Here is a 17,752-nt window from a genome sequence, read left to right as displayed (position 1 = left end):
TCAGTCAAAAATAGCCCGCTCCGCGGTGGCAATGGTGCCAGACCCTATTATTATCAAACTACATTCGCTTTAACGACCCTTATCCGCGCCGTTGCTCCGCCTATGAAACCCCTGCTGCTGTTGCCGTTGCTGCTGCTGAGCGCGCCGGCCGCCTTCGCCCAAACCCAGCCAAACGCCGAAACGGAGGCCGTGCAGCAAACCGTCCGTCGGTTCTTCGATGGCATGCGCCGCGGCGACAGCACCGCCGTGCGCGCCACGCTGGCCCCGGGGGCGGTTTTCCATACCCTCGTCACCAAAAACGGCCAGACCCAGCTACGCCCCGAAAATCCGTCGGGGTTTGTGAAGGCCGTAGGCACGCCGCATCCGCAGGTGTGGGATGAGCGCATAACGTTCGAGAAAGTGCTCATCGACGCCAATCTGGCCAGCGTCTGGACGCCCTACGAGTTCTACCTGGGCAGCACCTTCAGCCACTGCGGCTACAACTCGTTTCAGCTGGTGAAACTGGCCGACGGCTGGCGCATCGCCCACGTCATCGACACGCGCCGCAAGGAGAAGTGTAAGTAGCACGGGCCGGCCGCAACTTGGGCCGTTACCCGTTGGCCGCCGCCACCATATCGGGCGCTTCGAGCACCGGCCGTGGGTAGCCGCCCTGCGCCACCCGCAGCATGGCTTGGCCCAGCCCGGCCAGCGTTCCGAAATAGCGTGGTGCCAGCCGACTCATTACCGGATACAGCCAGCTGATGTAACGGTAGTAGCCCAGCGTATTCTGCAGGCCCGGCGTGGGCCGCAGAAAGCCCGGCCGAAACATATGCGCCGCCCGAAAACCCAGGGCCAGCAGCTCGTTTTCGGTTGCGCCCTTCACCCGCGCCCACATCTGCCGGCTCTCACTATCAGTGCCCGCGCCCGACACGTAGCAGAACGTGAGGTCGGGGCCGTTGCGGGCGAGCAGGGTGCGGACGAAGTGCAGCGCCAGCTCGTAAGTGAGGCGGCGGTACTCGGGCTCCTTCAGCCCCACCGACGACACGCCGAGGCAGAAGAAGCAGGCGTTGTAGCCCGCCAGCTGGTCGGCCACGGCCGTAAGGTCGAAAAAGTCGGCCACCAGGATTTCCCGCAGCTTCGCATGCGTCTGCCCGCTGGGCCGGCGGCTGATGGACAGCACCTGCTCCACATCAGGGCTGAGCAGGCATTCGTGCAGCACGCCCTCGCCTACCATGCCCGTCGCCCCGGTGATAATTACGCGTAGTTTCATGGGGTGAGCAGATGGATAGGGAGCCATCAGGAGCCAGAGTTTTTTCTAATAATGCCTTTCATTTCGCGTAATGGTACCGGCACTGCAATATCCACACAGCCTCTCCCTCTACCCGATACACCAACCGATGCTCATCAGTAATCCGCCGCGACCAAGTGCCCGCCCGGTCGTGTTTTAGCAATTCTGGTTTGCCGGTGCCCGTGAGCGGGGTACGCTGGAGTTCTTTCAGCAGAATATGAAGCCGCTTTAGAATGGCCTTATCGGTTTGCTGCCAATGCTGGTAGTCTTCCCAGGCCAGCGGCACAAAAGCCAGCGCGTACGTCATTCGGTAGGCAGGCTGAACTCGACGCGCTGGCCCGCATCAAACTGCTCATAAGCCTGCCGCAACCGCTCGGCATTGGCAGGCGAGGCCAGTAGGTAAGCCGTAGTATCGGCAGCAGCCGGGTTGCTGGGGCGCGGGTTACTCACAAAGGACATGCTCCGCAGCATTTCCATCATAAATGCGGCACGGTCGGCGGGTACTTCGAAGGTGATTTCCATAGATGTATAATCTACTGGTTTTGAGAGATAATGTCAATTATTTTATGCCTCACTCCGCATATCGCTACTTCTATTTCGAAACCGGGCAGGTCTTCGATGCAGACACCAAGCTGAGCTTCCATGCTCTCTCCTGATTCACCAACTGCCCGTAACCCTAAAGTTTCGAGTTCTTTCCAATCGGGCACTTGTAGGTGCCGGCGGAAGAAATACTGAAACTGCAGAATGTAAGCGGCAGATGGGTTGAGCTTTCCGCCAATCACCCCCATAGAGGCATCCACTATTTTTGCTTGTGTATCACCTAAATAAGTGGAGTCAGCAAACAGTTGAATCCTCATTGTGCATACGATTAAAAAACAGCCTTTACCCCGCTACCGGCTGCTCCAGAAACTCCTTTTCCACCCAGCGGCCGTCCTCGCGCATCAAGTCAATCAGCTGGTCGACGGCCTGGGCTTCGGGCACCGATTTCTTGATGACTTCCTGGCCGCGGTAGAGCGCTATTTTACCCTTGCCCACGCCCACGTAGCCGTAGTCGGCATCGGCCATTTCGCCGGGGCCGTTCACGATGCAGCCCATTATGCCGATTTTCACGCCCTTGAGGTGGTCGGTGCGCTGGCGAATCATGGCGGTGGTTTCCTGCAAATCGAACAGGGTGCGGCCGCAGCTGGGGCAGCTGATGTATTCGGTTTTGCTCATGCGGGTGCGGGCCGCCTGCAGAATGCCGAAGCTGAGCTGGTTTAGGCCGTCGATGTCGCGCAATAGCATCTCCTGGTCGCTGATGGGCAGCAGGTCGGTACAAAGCGAGATACCGTCGCCGAGGCCGTCGATGAGCAGGCCACCCACGTCGGTAGCGGCGTCGAGCTGGGTCTGGGCGGGGTTGCTCATGGGGTAAATCCGGCGCACCAATACGGGGCAGGTTACGCCGGCTTCAATGAGGGCGAAAAAGGCCTGCCGCATTTCGGGCATGGCGTGGGCGTTGGTGGTTTCGAGCACCAGCACCACTCGCCGTTCCGGCCGCAAATGGGTCAACAGTTCCCGATCGAGGCTGGCCCGGTCTACTATCAGAAAATTCAACTCGGGGTGCAGCTTCGGGGCATCGATCATGTATGAATCGAGCGTAAGCAGCGGGTAATGGTCGGCGCGCTGGCCGGCGTCGATCCAGGCCGTGTGGGTCACGATTTCGCGCAGGCCGTTGGGCAGCATAAACGGCACCGGCTGCTCGCCGGTGTACACATAGTCAGCCCCCAAATCGCTCATCTGAAACTTGTCCAGAAACGACGAGTACAGGTGCCCGGCGGCCCGCAGATCGGCATACTCCAGCCGGGGTAGCCGCGACAAATCGGTTACCACCCGCGGCACGTTCAGGCCCCCAAAATTGGCCACCTCATGCGTGTCGCGGCGGTGGTACTGGAAAGGATTGATGGGGTTGTATTCTGAGCTGTTAGCTTCGCTCAACGAAGAGCTATCAGCTAACAGCTCTAAGCTAATAGCTGAATCAGAGTTAATAGCTAAAATAGGATCTGTCTCTTCGGCGCGGTGAGTGTAGCGGTTGATGAGCATGCGGGCCACCGGGGCTTCGGCTTCGGGGGCTTCGGTGAGCGACACCCGCACGGTGTCGCCGAGGCCGTCTTCGAGCAGCGTGCCGATGCCCACGGCGCTTTTGATGCGGCCGTCTTCAGCCTCGCCGGCTTCGGTTACGCCCAGGTGCAGCGGGTAGGGCTGCAGGCCTTCGGAGTCGAGCTTCTGCACCAGCAGGCGGTAGGCCTGCACCATCACTTGGGTGTTGCTGGCCTTCATACTCAGCACCACGTCGTAGTAGTTTTCCTCCTCGCAGAGGCGCAGAAACTCCAGCGCCGACTCCACCATGCCCAGCGGCGTGTCGCCGTAGCGGCTTAATATTCTATCAGATAAAGAGCCGTGGTTGGTGCCGATGCGCATGGCCGTGCCGTATTGCTTGCAAATCTGCACCAGCGGCCGGAACCGCTCGCGGATACGGTCCACCTCGGCCGCGTAGCTGGCATCAGTGTACTCAATGAGGTCGAATTTCTTCTTGTCGGCGTAGTTGCCGGGATTCACGCGCACTTTCTCCACGATGCGGGCAGCCAGCTCGGCGGCGTTGGGCGTGAAGTGGATGTCGGCAATCAACGGCACGGTGCAGCCGCGCTTGCGCAGTTCCTTCTTGATTTCGAGCAGGTTCTGGGCCTCCTTGGTGCTGGGGGCCGTGATGCGTACGTACTCGCAGCCGGCCGCCACCATGCGCAGGGTCTGCTCCACCGAGCCCAGCGTGTCCATGGTGTCCACGGTGGTCATGCTTTGCACCCGAATCGGGTTCAGGCCGCCCATCGGCAGGTCGCCAATCTTCACCTCGCGGCTCAGGCGGCGCTTGTACTCGGTCAGGCTGGGGCAATACGTCTTGTTCATAGGAAGAAAACCGGGGGCCGCGGGCGAAAGTTGCGCCGGCAGGGCAAAGGTACGCGCTACCGGGCAGCGGCCAAGCCCCAGCAGCGGAAGCCGGCCGGCGCAAACCCGCCGCTGCCCCCGCTGCCAACCTTATGGAAGCAGGATACTTATCTTAACCGCCGTTCAGTACTTTTTCCGCTTTCCCTATGCGCCCTGCCGGTTTTTCGCGTCGTAGTTTCCTGCACCTGCTTACCCTAGCCCTGGCCGGCCTGCCGCTGCTGGCGGGCTGCGGCGCGGGCCGCCTGCCCGGCAGCTCCCGGCCCGACTACCTTATGTATGTGGGCACCTATGCCGCGGCGGAGGCCGAAAGCATTTTCCTCTACCGCATAAGTGGCACAGGGGCGCTAACCCGTTTGCGGGCCGAAAAAGCCGGGCCCAATCCGTCGTTTCTCGCCCTCGATTCCCGCCACCAGTACCTGTACGCCGCCAACGAGGTGGGCCAGTTCGAAGGAGCCGCCAGCGGCTTCGTCAGCGGCTTCGTCAGCGCCTTTGGCATTAATCAGCAAACGGGCCAGCTTACGGCCCTGGGGCGGCAAGCCTCGGTCGGGGCCGCCCCCTGCTACCTCAGCCTGAGCCCCGATAACCAATCCGCGCTGGTCGCCAACTACACCGGCGGCAACGTGGCGTTGCTGCCCCTGGCCCCCAACGGGCAGCTGGGCCCAGCCGCGGCCACCGCCGCGCACCAGGGCTCCGGCCCGAACCGGGAGCGGCAGGAAAAACCGCACGCCCACTGCATCGTGCCTGACCCGGCCGGCCGGTTTGCTTTCGCCGTCGATTTGGGCATTGACCAGGTGGTAGGCTACCGGCTCGACGCGGCAAAGGGCCAGTTGCAACCGTTGGCTGCCCCCGCCTTTATGGCCCAACCCGGCGCGGGGCCGCGCCACCTCACCTTCCACCCCAACGGCCGCTGGGCCTACCTGGCCAACGAGCTAAGCTCGACCATTACGGCCCTGCGCTACGATGCCACGGCCGGCACCTTCGCCGAAGTCAATACGCTGTCGGCGCTGCCGACTGGTTTCGCCGCGCCCAACACCGCCGCCGATATTCATGTGGCGCCCAACGGCCGGTTCGTGTACAGCTCCAACCGCGGCCACAACAGCTTGGCCGTGTTTGGCGTAGCCCCCGAAACCGGCCGCTTGACCCTGCTGCAAACCGTGAGTACCCAGGGCCAGATGCCCCGCAACTTCGCCCTCAGCCCCGACGGCCGCCTGCTGCTGGTGGCCAACCAGAACTCCAACTCCATCGTCACGTTCCGCGTCGATTCCCAAACCGGCCTGCTCACGGCAACTGGCCATACTGCCACCGTTCCCAAGCCGGTTTCCCTGCAGATAGTGCCCGATTTTATAGCACGCTGAGTGATTGTGGAAGCATGATCCAAGGCCAGGAGGCCAGTTCCGGCTCAATCTTTCTTGGTCTCCTTTCCTGCTCGGGTAAACACTTCTTCGAGCGTATCGGTCTGTACGCCGGGGGTTTCATCGAGGGCGGCCAGGCGCATGGCGCGCGCCACGGTGCGGCCATGGATGGGACGGTAGCTGCGCAGGAGCGGCATAGCGCTGGCGGCCGTAGCCAGCCAGAGGCCCACTTTCTCGGCCGGCCGGGTTTCGGCCCTCGACCCAGCCAGAACGCCGGGCTGAATGATGCGGATGCGCTGAAACGGCAGCCGTTTAATATCGCGCTCCAGCTCGCCCTTCATGCGGCTGTAGAACAGCAATGCCTCGGTATCGGCCCCGGTCGAAGACACCAGCACATAGGCCGCTACCCCGTTTTCGGCCGCCGCCTGGGCTGCCTGATACTGGTAGCTGTAATCGACCTGGTATTGGGCCTGCTGGCTGCCGGCCTGGGCCAGCGTGGTACCGAGGCTCGAAAACAGCACGTCGCCCTGCAGCAGATGATTCCAGGTGCGGGGCTGGTCGAAATCAACGATATGCTCCTCCAGCCGCGGGTTCTGGTAGCCGGTGGGCCGGCGGGTGAAAACTTTGATGTGCCGGAACTGCTCGTCGGCCAGCAACTGCCGTAGCAGGTAGTCGCCCACGAGGCCGGTGGCACCGATCAGAAGTGCGGTATCCATATAAACTGATGATTTAAAAGACAGGAGGCGGGCCAAGCTCAACTGTAGCCTGGCAGTAAGCACAACGGCCGCAAGGGCCTTTTGTTGGTTAAAAGTTTCGGAAGTGGCCCTACGGCACCAACAACACAATTTTACCGATATGGCTGCTGCTTTCCATCAGCCGGTGGGCTTCTGCGGCCTCGGCCAGCGGAAAGGTCCGCTCGATAACGGGGCGTAGCCGGCCGTCCGCCACTATGGGCCACACGTGGCGCTCGACCTCCCGGGCCAGGGCCGCCTTGAATTCGGCCGAGCGGGGCCGCAGCGTACTGCCCGTGATGGTGAGGCGGCGGCGCATCAGGTCGAGGGCATTGAATTCGGCTTTGGCCCCCTGCATGGCGTTGATGAACACCAGCCGGCCATCATCGCGCAGCAGGCGCAGGTTTTTAGGCGTGTAGTCGCCGCCCACCATGTCCAGAATCACGTCGGCCCCGCCGGCGGCGGCCACCACGGTTTCAAAGTCCTCTTCTTTGTAGTTGACGACGGTATCGGCTCCGAGGCGGGCCACGGCGGCGCACTTTTCGGCCGAGCCGGCCGTGGCGGCCACCCGGCTGCCCAACGCCTGGGCCAGCTGCACGGCCAGCACCCCAATGCCGCTGCTGCCGCCGTGCACCAGCAGGGTTTCGCCGGGCAGCAGCCCGCCGCGCTGAAACACGTTATGCCACACGGTAAAGGCCGTTTCGGGCAGGCTGGCGGCTTCCATGAGGCTCAGGCCGGCCGGAACGGGCAGGCAGTGGCCGGCATCGACCACCGCGTATTCGGCGTAGCCGCCCTGGCCCAGCAGGGCGCACACGGCGTCGCCGGGCTGCCATTGGGTTACGCCCGCACCACATTCTTCCACGTGGCCGGCCACTTCGAGGCCCGGCACGAGGCCGGCTACATCATCGGCACCGGCGTATTTGCCCTGGCGCATCAGCACATCGGGGCGGTTGACGCCCGCCGCGGCCACCCGCAGCAGCACCTGGCCGGGGCCGGGCTCGGGGCGGGGCCGGGTTTGCAGCATCAGGCATTCGGGCTCGCCGGCCTGTTTGATAACAATGGCGTTCATGGCAATAAAGTAAAGTAGGGCCGGCAACCGTGGGCCGGGCAAAGCGTAAGCTGAACTTTACGCAGAAACCGCGCCTTTGGGTACCGTTGGGCTTTCTGAGCCTGACTGCGCACCCGGCCGGCCGTTCTTCCAATCACCCCATGAAAAATCCGCTCCATCTCCCTCCGTTTCTGCGTGCGGCCGGGCAAACGGGCCGGCTGGCTGCCTGGCAAACCGGCCTGTTGTTCCGAAAAGCGGCCCGCTCGGCCCTTGATGCGGTGCAGGACGTGCTGCGGGCCGAAGTTGTAAAGGGTAACGGCGAGCTGGTACGCGAGTTCCTGGTGGGCAAAGCCCTGCCTGTGGCCCGCGCGCTGCTGCTCGAACGCATGGCTACTGGCCTATTGCTGCGCCTGGGCCTGCGCGGCGCCCTGGCCAGCAATGTGGTTGGCTGGATTCTTCCCTTGGTAGTCGAGCAGTTGCTGAAGGCCGGCCGCAGTTCGGGCCTGTTCGAAAAAGTGGGCCAGCATGCCACCGTGCAGGACACGCTCCGGCGCCTTGAGGAGCTACGGGCCACCACCTGGAAACGCCTCGCACCCGACCACGGCAGCAGTGTCGAAGTCCTGCCCGACGACCACGAGCTACCCCCGAAGCTTTCGGCCTGAACCGGCTTTAAACCGGCCGGCAGGGCAAATAATTCCGGGTAAGAATTTTATTTATTATTTACCTTTTCCGAGTCCTGGCAGGGAATCCAACTCCTGAAACCGGGCCGTACGTTGGCCCACATGAAAAAAGATACTGCCCCGGAAATGGGCCAAACTATTCTACTTCCACCCGCCTGCGCCGCCCTGCGCAACCTCTACCGTACTGCGCGGCATTTGCCCTCTGCCGACCCTTATACCCCTGCCCGCCTGGCCCGCATTGCCGACCAGGCCGAGTACCTGCTCGACTCCTGGCCCGCTGCCCAATGGCCCGGGGCGCTGCACTCGGGCCAGCCGCTACCGGCCCGCGCCGTGCTGCTGGCCTGGGTAGCCACAGCCCGCCGCGACATCGCCCACGCGGGTACTGCTGCCGGTACCAGCTGGCCTTATCCGCAGTGGCACCGCATTACCACTACCCTGCTGGCCGCCCTGGTCCCATTTGCCTGAAACGGCCAGACGACTCCTTCCCTGGCTGCCGAAGCTGCGTTTATTACTTCAGGCTAAGCATCAACCCCTAAGCTGCAGGGGTAGCGGGAAGTATTTGGCAAGCTGCTACTATTTCCGCATTTTTGAGTGATTCGCCCCACTCTGTGGTCCCACTTCCCGCCCCATGATGCAAGAACTTACCAACGGCTTCGGCAAAGTATACCTGACTATTGCCTACGAACAGGCCAACGAGTGGGTGTACAACAACTGGGTGGGCTACCAAACCTACGCCGGCATTGTGGCCGGGGCCGATGCCTGCCTGGCCCCGCTGCGTGCGCACGCCTGCCCCTACCTGCTCAACGATAACCGCGAGGTTATCGGCCCCTGGGACCATGCCGTGGAGTGGATTGTGACCGATTGGGCCCCGCGTGCGCTAGCCCAGGGCCTCACGCACTTCGCTCACATCGTCAGTCCCGAGGCGCTGGCGGCTATTTCGGCCGAGGCCATGCACATGGGCATCGGCGGCCGGCTCGAAATGAAAATGTTTGGCAACATGGACGAGGCCAAAGCGTGGCTGCGGCAGGCCCAGCGGGAGGTTGGGGTGTAGGCGAAATAGCAGAGTTCCGCCAGTTTACTTTGCGCCTATTAAGATTCCCTTGCTCTGCCTTCTGGTTCTCTTGCTCGTCGTCTGTTCCTGTGGTAAATACGCCCCTCAGCCCGTTTCTGAGCCAGAGTTTTTGGGTCGCTGGAATACAGATATCATCGTGGGGCTTAAGTAGGATGCTGATGGGCAACTATTGAAAAGGATTAGTTAGCCCGATAAAAGATTTTATTTGACGATTACAGCCGATTTGCTGCACTTCCGTTACATCCGCGACGGTCACTCCTGGGACAGCCACAGCTATATCCGCAACAGCCGGCAGCTTCGCTTCGGCCAAAATCAAGTCACGATTATAGAGTTGACGAATAATTCGCTGGGCTTACGTTTCAAGGATATCAACCAGCGGCCAAACATTCCTTACCAAGAGGTGGAAGAACACCTGTAGCCGGTAAACGTCCATCAGCAGGTAAAGCGCTTTTTAAAGCGCAGTACGCGCCGGCCAGACCCTTTACTACCCCACAAAAAAAGCCGCATCCCCCGGATGCGGCCTTTCTAAGATCGGGGCGCGGAGAAAAATTCCCACCCAACTCCGGCCCGACTCTGACCCTGGCTTAGTGCAGGAACAACAGTTCACGGTACTTTACCAGGGGCCAGTCCTCATCGTCCACCATCAGCTCCAGCTTGTCCACCGAGCGGCGGATGGTGTCGAAATGCACTTTTACCGTGTCGCAATAGGCAATGGCCTGCTCGCGGGTGTCGGTTATTTTGTTGGCGGTTTTGCGGGCTTTAATCATCTCTACCACCTGGGTTTTGATGATGGACACATGGCGCGAGATAGACTTAATGGTATCGAGCGTACCATTGGTATACTCGTCGTCGAGGCCCAGCTCGCGCAGGCCGCGCACGTTGTTTACCAGCTTGGTCTGGTAAGCCAGCGCCGTTGGCACGATGTGGTTGATGGCCAAATCGCCCATCACCCGGCCTTCAATCTGGATTTTCTTCACGTAGTCTTCCAGCACAATTTCGTGGCGGGCATGTAGCTCGACGGGCGAATATATGTGATGGCGCGCAAACAGCGCGGCTGACTCGGGCGTAACAATGGCGTCGAGGGCCTGGGGCGTGGTGGGCAGGTTGCTCAGGCCCCGGGCCGCGGCTTCTTCCTTCCACTCATCGGAGTAGCCGTTGCCCTCGAAGCGGATGGCCTTGGAGCTGATGACATACTCGCGCAGCACCTCCACAATGGCCACTTCCTTCTTGCGGCCATCGGCAATCAGCTGGTCAACTGAACGCTTGAAGTCGATGAGCTGGTCGGCCACAATGGTATTGAGCGTGGTAACGGCCGACGAGCTGTTGGCCGATGAGCCCACGGCCCGGAACTCGAACTTGTTGCCGGTGAAGGCGAAGGGCGAGGTGCGGTTGCGGTCGGTGTTGTCGAGCAGAATGGCCGGAATCTTATCGATGCCGAGCTTGAGGTAGATGTTGTCGCCCTTATCAAGCGGCACCTGGGCCGTGCGCTCCAGCTCGTTCATCACCGAATCGAGCATCGAGCCCACGAACACCGACATGATGGCCGGCGGGGCCTCGTTGGCGCCCAGGCGGTGGTCGTTGCTGGCCGAAGCGATGCTGGCACGCAGCAAGTCGGCGTGGCGGTGTACGGCTTTAATGGTGGTGATGAAGAACGTGAGGAACTGTAGGTTTTCCTTGGGCCGGCGGCCGGGCGCGAGCAGGTTCACGCCGGTATCGGTGCTCAGGGCCCAGTTGTTGTGCTTGCCCGAGCCGTTTACGCCGGCAAACGGCTTTTCGTGCAGCAGCACCTTAAAGTTGTGCTTGTCAGCCACGCGGGCCATCACATCCATCAGCAGCTGGTTGTGGTCGACGGCCAGGTTAGCCTCCTCGAAGGTGGGGGCGCACTCGAACTGGTGGGGCGCCACCTCGTTGTGGCGGGTGCGCAGCGGGATGCCGAGCTTATTGGCTTCCTCCTCGTATTCGAGCATGTAAGCGTGCACCCGTGCCGGAATCGAGCCGAAGTAGTGGTCGTCGAGCTGCTGGCCTTTGGCCGAGGAGTGCCCGAACAGCGTGCGGCCGGTCAGCATCAGGTCGGGGCGGGCGGCATACAGGGCCTTATCCACCAGAAAATACTCCTGCTCGATGCCCAGCGTAGTCGTTACGCGGGCCACGTCCTTGTCGAAGTAGTGGCACACGTCGAGGGCGGCCTTTTCAAGCACGTCCAACGACTTGAGCAGCGGGGCTTTATAGTCGAGTGCCTCACCGGTGTAGGCCACAAAAATAGTTGGAATGCACAGGGTTTTAGCCCCGCCGGTTTCAATGAGAAATGCCGGCGAGGTAGGGTCCCAGGCGGTGTAGCCGCGGGCTTCGAAGGTATTACGAATGCCGCCGTTGGGGAAGCTCGAAGCGTCGGGCTCCTGCTGCACCAGGGCCGAGCCCTTAAAGTTTTCGACGGGCTGGCCATCAGAGTTGAGGTCGAAGAACGAGTCGTGCTTCTCGGCCGTAGCACCCGTCAGGGGCTGAAACCAGTGGGTGTAGTGGGTGGCACCTTTGGCCATGGCCCAGGTTTTCATGGCCGAAGCCACGGCGTCGGCTACGTTGCGCTCCACGGGCGTACCCTGCTTCACGGCAGCCTGCAGCTTCTTGAAATACTCGCCGGGCATGGTGGCCCGCATGGCATCTAGGTTGAAAACATTTTTGCCGAAGCTGTCGGAGCGCCGCTCACCAGTGTTTGCGACGGTCAGCGGCTGGCGCTGGGTAACTTGCTCAAGAGCTTTAAAGCGGAGGATTGCCATGGAGGAGATGAAGTACGCGGAGGAAATTGCAAAGTGTAGCGCTTATCAATAAGGTCAAATATACGACCTAAGTATAAAAAATGACACTAACCCCCTTATTTTACACCCCTACCTTCGATATAAATTACCTTTTACTAGCTGAACCCCATCATTTAATACCCCCTCCTCTACGATATGTATGCATGTATTATAAAAGAGAGTACGTAACAGCACGATGTAGGGGCGGGACTCGTCCCCGTCCGCCGTTCAACGATTCAGACCCGGACCGTTGAACGGCGGGCGGGGGCAAGCCCCGCCCCTACGTCGTGCTGTGCAGACTGGGTTTGAAAAGCCCGGCCGCCAACTCCGGGCATCCGGGCCGGGGGATTACCTTTGCGGGCGTGAAAAGCCGCTTCGCGTTTCAGCCGCGCTACTTCTTGTTCTGGCTGCTGTATTTCGGGCTGGTTCGGGCCCTGTTTCTGGTTTACTACCTGTCGCGCACCTCGGCGCTGCCGGCCGGCACGGTGCCGCGCATTTTCGGCCACGCCCTGCGGCTCGATGCCTCGGCGGCGGCCTACCTGTGCCTGGCGCCTTTCCTGTTGTTCGTGGTCGGCAGTCTGGCCGGAGCAAGGTTCGGGTTGGCGCGTGGCCTGCGCGGGCTTACCATGGTGCTGGTGGCGCTGGTGGCGCTGCTCACGGTGGCCGACCTGGCCCTCTACGGCCCCTGGGGCTTCCGGCTCGATGCCACGCCGCTGCAGTACCTGCGCACGCCGGGCGAGGCGGCGGCTTCGGCCAGCCCCGGCCTGCTTGGGCTACTGCTAGGGCTGTGGCTGGCGCTGCTGGGCGTGGGCTGGGGCCTTTATAAAGGAGTGGTGGGCCGGATACCGGCCCTGCCGGCGGGCTTCAGCCGGGGCCGGGCGGCACTGGCGGGGCTGCTGTACCTGGCGCTGCTGGTGGTGCCGCTGCGCGGGGGCCTGCAGCAGATTCCCATCAACCAGAGTGACGTGTACTTCTCCTCGGTACCGTTTGCCAACCACGCGGCCCTCAACGTGCCCTGGAACGTGCTCAACTCGCTGTTTTTACAGAACAGCACCCGCAACCCCTACCAGTTCCTGCCCGACACCGCCGCCGCCCGCCTCACCGCCAGCCTATACCCCGCGGCCAATGCCACCGGCCCCGATACGGTGCGGCTGCTGCGCCCCGGCCTGCAAAAGCCCAACGTGCTGTTTATCATCCTGGAGAGCTTCACCGGCAAGCTGGTGGGCCATTTGGGCGGCGAGCCGGGCATCACGCCCACGCTCGATAGCCTGAGCCGCACCGGCGTGGCCTTCCACAACGTGTTTGCGGCCGGCGACCGAAGCCAGAAGGGCCTCGTGGCGCTGCTGTCAGGCTACCCCAACCAGCCGGCTACCAGCATCATCAAGTACCCGCGCAAAACCGAGCAACTGCCCCATTTGGCGCGGGTGCTGCGTGCGCAGGGCTACTCCACGGCCTACTACCACGGCGGCGAGCTGGCTTTTGCCAACATGAAAAGCTACCTCGTCACGGCCGGCTACCAGCGCTTCACCGAGCGGGCCGACTTCCGAACCCAGGACCAGAACGCCAAGTGGGGCGCCCACGACCACGTGCTGTTCAACCGGCTACAGCAGGAGCTGCCGGACCAACCGGCCCCATTCTTCGTCACGGCCTTCACCCTGAGCAGCCACGAGCCGTTCGACGTGCCCATGCGCGCCCGCTTCCGGGGCACGGACGAGGCCAGCCGCTTCCGCAACTCGGTCTATTACACCGACCACGTGCTGGGCCAGTTTCTGCAGAAGGCCCGCCAACAGCCTTGGTGGGCCAATACGCTGGTAGTGCTGGTAGCCGACCACGGCCACCCCCAGCCCGGCAACTCGCCCAACCACGACCCGGCCAAATTCCGGATTCCGCTGCTACTCACCGGCGGCGCGCTGGCCCCCGCTGCTCAGGGCCGGGAGGTGCTCACCTACGGCTCGCAAACCGACGTGGCCGCCACGCTGCTACACCAGCTGAACCTGCCCGCCACCACCTTCCCCTGGAGCCGCGACCTGCTGGCCCCCACCCCTCCCACCTGGCCCGGCGGCGCGGCCTTCTACTCCTTCACCGACGGTTTCGGCGTCGCGACGCCGCCGGCGTAGTTACTTACGACAACGTAGCCCGCCGCGTCATCGAGCGCGATTCGGCGGTTACGGCTCGACAGTTGCGGTTAGGGCAGGCGTATGAGCAGGTGTCGTTCGGGGATTTTCTGGGGAAGTAAGGAAGCGGCTGAAGCGGAGCAATTCGATAATTTGACTACAGTTTACAATTAGCAATCCTTAATTCAACATAATGGTCGATAAAGAAACTCAAGACAATATTCTTATAGAGTATGACAACAATGCTCATATCTATAGCGCTTTGGCTCCAAAACTAAAACAACTTCTACATGATATTCTATTTGAGCGTGGCATAGAAGTACACTCAATTACTAGTAGACCTAAGAGTCGCGTGAGCCTAATAGGTAAGTTAGCAAAAGTCGATGCTCACTATAAGCAATTATCAGAAATAACCGACCTAGTTGGTTTGCGAGTTACAACCTACTTTGCCGAAGACGTAGACCGCGTTGCCGTCGCAATATCAGATGAATTTGATATTGATCATACTAATTCGGTAGACAAGCGCCGTTCACTAGCGGCTGACCGCTTCGGCTACTTATCCTTGCACCACGTCATATCCTTAAAGGCAAGTCGTTGCGAGCTTACAGAGTACAAAGCTTTCAGAGGGCTAAAAATAGAATTACAAACTCGCTCAATTTTGCAGCATGCTTGGGCGGAAATTGAACATGATTTGGGCTATAAGAGTGAAATTGAAGTACCCCATCATATTCGACGACGTTTTGCATTAGTAGCTGGGTTGCTGGAAATAGCAGATAAGGAATTCGATGGCATAAAAAAAGAGCTTGAGACTTACAGAGAAGAGGCATCAGCTAACGTCGAAAAAGCGCCTGAAAATTTCATGATAGACGGCGATTCCATAAGAGCTTTTATAAACGGGAGCTCCGTAGTTAAGCGTATTGATGCGGCAATTATCAAAATTGCAGGTGCAAAACATACTTCGCCACAGGATGAAGATAGCATTCCTAGTATAGTCAATAAAATGCATCTATTAAAACTAAAGACCATTGATGACATCAACATATCATTACAGATACACGAAAATCGTATTATTGAATTAGCCAAACTATTAGTTGGCACATCGGTAACAACCTCAAACAATCGATCTATAAGGATCATCCATGGTAGCGTTATCTTTCCAGCTGGAGTATCTATAGCTTACTTAACTCATCTACTATTAAGCATTTTATCAAAAGAAGGAGTATTGAGTGAAACGAAAAAAAGCACCTTGAGCCCTCATATAAACAATCTAGCATCGCAAGTCATATCTAAATTTCCTATAGACGCATCATAATGAATCACTTTAATGTTTTTTTCACTAAAACCATTCTCAATCGGCTGACTTATTCATTCCACATCATGCAAGTCTCTCCACCAAGCAAGCCAGCCAAAAGTAGAGTTTGCAGATAACTCGCGCAACAAGCTATTACCTCACTGCTGGAAGCCTGCCGCTTCCGCCGTATCTTTGCGGCCTTGCTTATGGAAATGGAAACCAAGAAAGTTGCCTTTTACACGCTGGGCTGCAAGCTCAATTTCTCCGAGACGTCGGCCATCGGGCGGCAATTTGAGGAGGCGGGCTTCGTGAAAACGCCTTCCAGGACGCGGCCGACATCTACGTTATCAACACCTGCTCCGTCACTGACCACGCCGACCGCAAGTGCCGGAAGGTGGTAAAGGAGGCGCTCAAGCACAACCCCGAGGCCTTTGTGGCCATCGTGGGCTGCTACGCCCAACTCAAGCCCCAGGAAATTTCCGAAATCCCTGGCGTGCACGCCGTGCTCGGGGCGGCCGAGAAATTCCAGCTCGTGGAAACACTGGCCGGCTTCACCCGGCCCGCCGCCGGCCAGCCGGGCCGGGTATTCGCCTCGCCCATTTCGGAGGCTACCGAGTTCCACGCCGCCCACTCCTACGGCGACCGGACCCGCACCTTCCTCAAGGTGCAGGACGGCTGCGACTACTCCTGCTCGTTCTGCACGATTCCGCTGGCTCGCGGGGCCAGCCGCTCGGGCTCGGTGCAGAGCGTGGTGGAGCGCGTGCAAAAGCTGGCCGAAACCGGCGTCAAGGAAATCGTGCTCACCGGCGTCAACCTCGGCGACTTCGGCGTGCAGGGGCCGGATCGGGAGCGGCCGGAGGATTTCTACGACTTGGTGCGGGCGCTGGATGAAGTGGAAGGCATTGCCCGGTTCCGTATCAGCTCCTGCGAGCCCAACCTGCTCTCCGACGAAATTATCCGCTTCGTGGCGCAGTCGAAGCGGTTTATGCCGCACTTCCACATTCCGCTGCAGTCGGGCTCCAATAAAATTTTGGGCCAGATGCGCCGCCGCTACCGCCGCGAGCTGTACCAGGAGCGGGTAGCGCTTATCAAGGAGGTGATGCCCCACGCCTGCATCGGCGTCGATGTTATCGTGGGGTTTCCAGGCGAAACCGAGGCTGATTTTCTGGAGACCTACCAGTTCCTCAACCAGCTCGACGTGAGCTATCTGCACGTGTTCCCCTACTCGGAACGGGCCAATACGCTGGCGCCCAGCCTGCCCGGCCGCGTGCAGGACCGCCACCGCCACGAGCGCACCACGCAGCTGCGTAGCCTCTCCGAGAAGAAGAAGCGCTTCTTCTACGAGCAGCACACGGGCCTCGAAACCCAGGTTTTGTTCGAAGACGACGTGACCAACGGCCAGATGGAAGGCTTCACGCCCAACTACATCCGCGTGGTGGCCAAGTACGACCCGCTGCTGGTGGGCGAACTGAAGCTCCTGCGCCTGACTGCCGTGAGCCCCGCCGGCCTGATGGAAGCCGAGGAAATGGGTATCGAGGTGTTCCAGCACTAGCAGGCACCGTCGAACTCGTCGTTACGAGTGGCGCGAAGCAATCCGCATACATGAAGTGATAAACTTTGACAAGCAGAAAGCCCCTGACGTTCTCACGTCGGGGGCTTTCTGCTTACCAGTGCTTGGGACTCTGTGAAAGGTGGATTAGCTGCGCTGTCCTTCGGTTGCCTCGCACTGCGCGCAATGACAGTTCTGCTACGCCAGCTGCCGCTGCATCAGGTCCAGCATCTGCTGCATCATGCGCTGCTGGTCCTGCAGGTGCTGGTTGCGCATTTCGGCCATGGCCAACTGGTGAGCCATTTGCTGGGTGTAGAGGGCCGTTTGCCAGCTGGCATCTGGGGCGGCCGGGGCAGCGGGAGTCTGAACCGGCGCAGGCTGGGACGCGGCAACAGGAGCGGCCGGCGCTTCAACGGGAGCGGGTGCAACTGGTGCAGGAGCAGCAACCGGAGCCACCAAAGGCGCCGCTTCTGCAGGAGCTGGCGCAGCTGCGGGCATTGGCGCGGCGGCTGGTTCCTGGCGTGGCTCGGGAGCTGGGCTCTTCGGGGCGGCTGGGGCAGGAGCAGCAGCAGCAGCTTGGGTTTCGGCAGTGGCGGACTCGGTTTCGTCGGTCAGCATGGGCTCGCGGCCTTCCAATAGCCAGTCTTTCGACACATTTGGGTACACCTCAAACACTCGGCACAGCAGGTCGAAACCCGGCTTGTTGCGCTCGTCCACGAGGTGCTGAATTACGGTAGCCGTCTTGTCCAATGACATAGCAAAGGCGTTTTTAGACAGCCCCAAATGATCTATCAATTGAGTAAACCGTTGTCCGACCGTTGTTTGCGTTGCCATGCGTAAGTGCGCTTAGTGAATACAGCAGCAATATACTACCAAA

Annotated in this window: 17 protein-coding genes and 1 pseudogene; 9 read left to right on the top strand and 9 right to left on the bottom strand. The window is 60.4% G+C overall.

From position 1 onward, the window contains the following. Positions 1–102: 102 nt before the first annotated feature. Positions 103–564 (top strand): nuclear transport factor 2 family protein, encoded by a 462-nt coding sequence (locus D0N36_RS02860; protein ID WP_116939530.1) that lies wholly within the window; start codon positions 103–105, stop codon positions 562–564. A 25-nt stretch (positions 565–589) separates the two neighbouring features. Here D0N36_RS02860 and D0N36_RS02855 read toward each other — a convergent pair whose 3' ends face one another. Genes D0N36_RS02855 through ispG form a run of 5 tightly spaced genes read right to left on the bottom strand, consistent with a single transcriptional unit; the run spans position 590 to position 4,207 of the window. Continuing rightward, a complete protein-coding gene (locus tag D0N36_RS02855) occupies positions 590–1,249 on the bottom strand; it encodes an NAD-dependent epimerase/dehydratase family protein (protein ID WP_190242486.1) in 660 nt (219 codons plus the stop codon). A gap of 58 nt (positions 1,250–1,307) precedes the next feature. After that, positions 1,308–1,574 (bottom strand): Txe/YoeB family addiction module toxin, encoded by a 267-nt coding sequence (locus tag D0N36_RS02850; RefSeq protein WP_116939529.1) that lies wholly within the window; start codon positions 1,572–1,574, stop codon positions 1,308–1,310. Beyond that, positions 1,571–1,789, bottom strand: a complete 219-nt coding sequence (locus D0N36_RS02845) for a type II toxin-antitoxin system Phd/YefM family antitoxin (protein ID WP_116939528.1) — start codon at positions 1,787–1,789, stop codon at positions 1,571–1,573. Before D0N36_RS02845 ends, D0N36_RS02850 begins: the two co-directional genes overlap by 4 nt. Before the next feature lie 11 nt (positions 1,790–1,800). Continuing rightward, a complete protein-coding gene (locus D0N36_RS02840) occupies positions 1,801–2,124 on the bottom strand; it encodes a hypothetical protein (protein ID WP_116939527.1) in 324 nt (107 codons plus the stop codon). A 25-nt stretch (positions 2,125–2,149) separates the two neighbouring features. Further along, complete coding sequence (gene ispG, locus D0N36_RS02835; protein WP_116939526.1) at positions 2,150–4,207, bottom strand: (E)-4-hydroxy-3-methylbut-2-enyl-diphosphate synthase; 2,058 nt, start codon at positions 4,205–4,207, stop codon at positions 2,150–2,152. Positions 4,208–4,392: 185 nt separating this feature from the next. On the opposite strand from ispG, the gene D0N36_RS02830 reads away from it, so the two are divergent. After that, positions 4,393–5,601, top strand: a complete 1,209-nt coding sequence (locus tag D0N36_RS02830; protein WP_116939525.1) for a lactonase family protein — start codon at positions 4,393–4,395, stop codon at positions 5,599–5,601. Between the two features lie 44 nt (positions 5,602–5,645). Here D0N36_RS02830 and D0N36_RS02825 read toward each other — a convergent pair whose 3' ends face one another. Next, on the bottom strand, positions 5,646–6,314 hold the full coding sequence (locus D0N36_RS02825) for an NAD(P)H-binding protein (protein WP_242478778.1): 669 nt from the start codon (positions 6,312–6,314) through the stop codon (positions 5,646–5,648). Between the two features lie 109 nt (positions 6,315–6,423). Then, positions 6,424–7,398 carry an NAD(P)H-quinone oxidoreductase gene (locus D0N36_RS02820; RefSeq protein WP_116939596.1) on the bottom strand — a complete coding sequence of 325 codons (975 nt, stop codon included), beginning with the start codon at positions 7,396–7,398 and terminating at the stop codon, positions 6,424–6,426. A gap of 140 nt (positions 7,399–7,538) precedes the next feature. On the opposite strand from D0N36_RS02820, the gene D0N36_RS02815 reads away from it, so the two are divergent. The 4 genes from D0N36_RS02815 to D0N36_RS02800 all read left to right on the top strand — a co-directional run bounded on the left by D0N36_RS02815 (position 7,539) and on the right by D0N36_RS02800 (position 9,547). Continuing rightward, entirely contained in the window at positions 7,539–8,039 is a 501-nt protein-coding gene (locus tag D0N36_RS02815) for a hypothetical protein (protein ID WP_116939524.1), read from the top strand. Positions 8,040–8,159: 120 nt separating this feature from the next. Continuing rightward, positions 8,160–8,522 (top strand): hypothetical protein, encoded by a 363-nt coding sequence (locus tag D0N36_RS02810; RefSeq protein ID WP_116939523.1) that lies wholly within the window; start codon positions 8,160–8,162, stop codon positions 8,520–8,522. A gap of 163 nt (positions 8,523–8,685) precedes the next feature. After that, positions 8,686–9,108, top strand: coding sequence for an STAS/SEC14 domain-containing protein (locus D0N36_RS02805; protein WP_116939522.1), 423 nt, complete (start codon positions 8,686–8,688; stop codon positions 9,106–9,108). Positions 9,109–9,334: 226 nt separating this feature from the next. Beyond that, positions 9,335–9,547 carry a hypothetical protein gene (locus D0N36_RS02800; RefSeq protein WP_116939521.1) on the top strand — a complete coding sequence of 71 codons (213 nt, stop codon included), beginning with the start codon at positions 9,335–9,337 and terminating at the stop codon, positions 9,545–9,547. 166 nt (positions 9,548–9,713) lie between these two features. Here the strand turns inward: D0N36_RS02800 and D0N36_RS02795 are convergent, their stop codons facing one another. Further along, complete coding sequence (locus tag D0N36_RS02795; protein ID WP_116939520.1) at positions 9,714–11,903, bottom strand: glutamine synthetase III family protein; 2,190 nt, start codon at positions 11,901–11,903, stop codon at positions 9,714–9,716. Positions 11,904–12,283: 380 nt separating this feature from the next. Here D0N36_RS02795 and D0N36_RS02790 point away from each other — a divergent pair, with 380 nt between their 5' ends. The 3 genes and pseudogenes from D0N36_RS02790 to mtaB all read left to right on the top strand — a co-directional run bounded on the left by D0N36_RS02790 (position 12,284) and on the right by mtaB (position 16,878). Then, entirely contained in the window at positions 12,284–14,038 is a 1,755-nt protein-coding gene (locus D0N36_RS02790) for an LTA synthase family protein (protein WP_147320720.1), read from the top strand. Between the two features lie 190 nt (positions 14,039–14,228). Further along, positions 14,229–15,347, top strand: a complete 1,119-nt coding sequence (locus tag D0N36_RS02785) for a GTP pyrophosphokinase (RefSeq protein WP_116939518.1) — start codon at positions 14,229–14,231, stop codon at positions 15,345–15,347. Between the two features lie 185 nt (positions 15,348–15,532). Continuing rightward, positions 15,533–16,878: pseudogene (gene mtaB / locus D0N36_RS02780) on the top strand (tRNA (N(6)-L-threonylcarbamoyladenosine(37)-C(2))-methylthiotransferase MtaB). Positions 16,879–17,073: 195 nt separating this feature from the next. Here mtaB and D0N36_RS02775 read toward each other — a convergent pair. Then, positions 17,074–17,631 (bottom strand): hypothetical protein, encoded by a 558-nt coding sequence (locus D0N36_RS02775; RefSeq protein WP_147320719.1) that lies wholly within the window; start codon positions 17,629–17,631, stop codon positions 17,074–17,076. Between the last annotated feature and the right edge of the window lie 121 nt (positions 17,632–17,752).

This window comes from Hymenobacter lapidiphilus, from assembly GCF_003417065.2.
Lineage (GTDB): Bacteria > Bacteroidota > Bacteroidia > Cytophagales > Hymenobacteraceae > Hymenobacter.
Note: the sequence above shows the minus strand (reverse complement) of the source record. Positions and strands in the feature narration are given on the sequence as shown.